1 pseudogene is annotated in these 1830 nt (G+C 78.7%); it reads right to left on the minus strand.

Going from position 1 to position 1830, the window contains the following annotated elements:
* A pseudogene (locus VIU94_RS36610) lies at positions 1–1830 on the minus strand (serine protease); the annotation flags it as partial.

Below are 1830 nucleotides of genomic sequence, written 5' to 3' on the forward strand. Positions count from 1 at the left end.
CGACCAGCCGCCCGTACGCGGCCGCGGCAACCCGCCGCGCGGGCCGCCCGTCGTCGTGCGCCCACCGATCGACGGCCCGACACAACGCGGCGGGCTCGTCCTCGGCAAGAGCGGCGAGCAGCTCGTCGGCCCGGGGGTGAGCGGTCGCGACCAGGGCCTCGCAGAGGTCGTCGACGGCAAGATCCCGCCGCGCGTACAGCAGCGCCTGCGCGGCGGCGGCGACGGTGGCCCCGGGCGCGGCCGGCAACGGCCGCTCGTCGGCGAACCACCGACAGAGCAGCGGCTGCACGCCCCGAGGATCGGCGACGAGCCGCTCGGCGACGGCGTCGAGGTAGCGGGGCCGGTGATCGCGGTACTGGTCCTGGCCATGCCGGTCGCCGTACCGGTCGCGACTGTCCAGTTCGCCGCCCCGGACCGGGCGGTCCCCATCCCGGCGGTCCCCGTCCCGGTCTCGGCACTGATCCGGGCGGACCTGATCTCGGCGGCCCCGGTCCCGCCCGGACCGTTCCCAGACCTCCCCGACCTGCTGGTCCCGACGGTCCTGGTCCCAGACTTCCGGGTCGCCGCCGGGGACCCGGCGGCCCCGGTCACGGCCGTCCCGGTCCCCGTCCCAGCCGTCCCGGTCCGCGGGCACGAGGCGGCGCAGCAGGTCGATGCGCTCGTCCTCGGCGAGGCGGAGGCGGGTCCAGAAGCCGGGGGCGAAGGCCTCTGGGGCGACGCCGCCCGTGCCGATGCGGTCGGCGAGCTCGCGCAGCACGCCGAGGTACGCCCGGGGGTTCGGGACGCGCAGCAGGGCGTCCCGCACGAGCCGCCCGGCCCACCATCGGGCGTCCTCGACCCGCGCCGCCGGGTCCCAGGGGTCGCCGCCCTCAGCGTCGCCGCCGGGCTCCGCCCCTGCGAGCCGCTCCACGGCGTCCAGCAGATCCCCCAGGCGACCGGCCAGCGCCGCCGGCCCCTGCACCCGGTCGACCAGGAGCAGCGCCTGCAGCACCGGGCCGATGCGGTGGCGCGGGACGGGGTGGGAGCTGCTCGGCTGCGGGTCGGGCCGTACGTCCCCGTCGTAGCGGTGGATCAGGGAGTGGAGGGCCGTGTCCAGGTCCAGGTGGGCGCCCTGGAGCCAGTCGGCGAGCTCCTCGTGGGCGAAGCGGTAGCCCGTGCCGGCGGGGGCGAGGAGGCCCTCGGTGAGGACGGCGGAGGCCCAGCCGTCGCGCCAGGGGAAGAGGTCCTCGAAGGACTCCCGGTCCAGCTCGCCCTGGCCAGGGCCGAGGCAGCGCCGCGCGGCCTCGTGGACCTGGCCCGCCACCCGCGCGGCGAGCCTGCGCACCGCCGTGCCGCGGAGCAGCGGGCGCGAGCCGGCGGCGATCCGGACCGCGATGCGCAGGCACATCAGGTCCAGGTGCGCGGTGAAGATCTCCTCCCGCCCGGGCCGCCCCGCCACGTCCCCGGGCAGCGCCGCCCGTACCTCGGCGAGCAGCCGCAGCGCGAGCGGATGCCGTGCGTCCGCCGGCGCGAGGACGCCTTCCCCGATCCCGTACCGCTCCCGCAGGGCCCGCGCGTCCGGCTCGTCCAGCGGGCCGAGCAGGACGGCCCGCGCCCCGCGCCCGTACAGTTCCGCGGCCTGCTCCCAGTGCTCGGGGCGGCAGCCCGGCGTCAGGCGGGCGGCGTGGGCGCGGAGCCAGTGCTCGGTGGCCCTGGTCCAGTCGGGGAGGCGGTGGGCGAGGGCGGGCGGCATCTCCTCGGGGGCGTCGAGGACGACGAGCAGGGGGCGGCCGGCCTCGCGGGCGAGGCGGGCGGCGTGTTCGGGGGTCGTGGCGGCCGGGTCGCCGGCGG

The organism is Streptomyces sp. (genome assembly GCF_036566765.1).
Classification (GTDB): Bacteria; Actinomycetota; Actinomycetes; order Streptomycetales; family Streptomycetaceae; genus Streptomyces.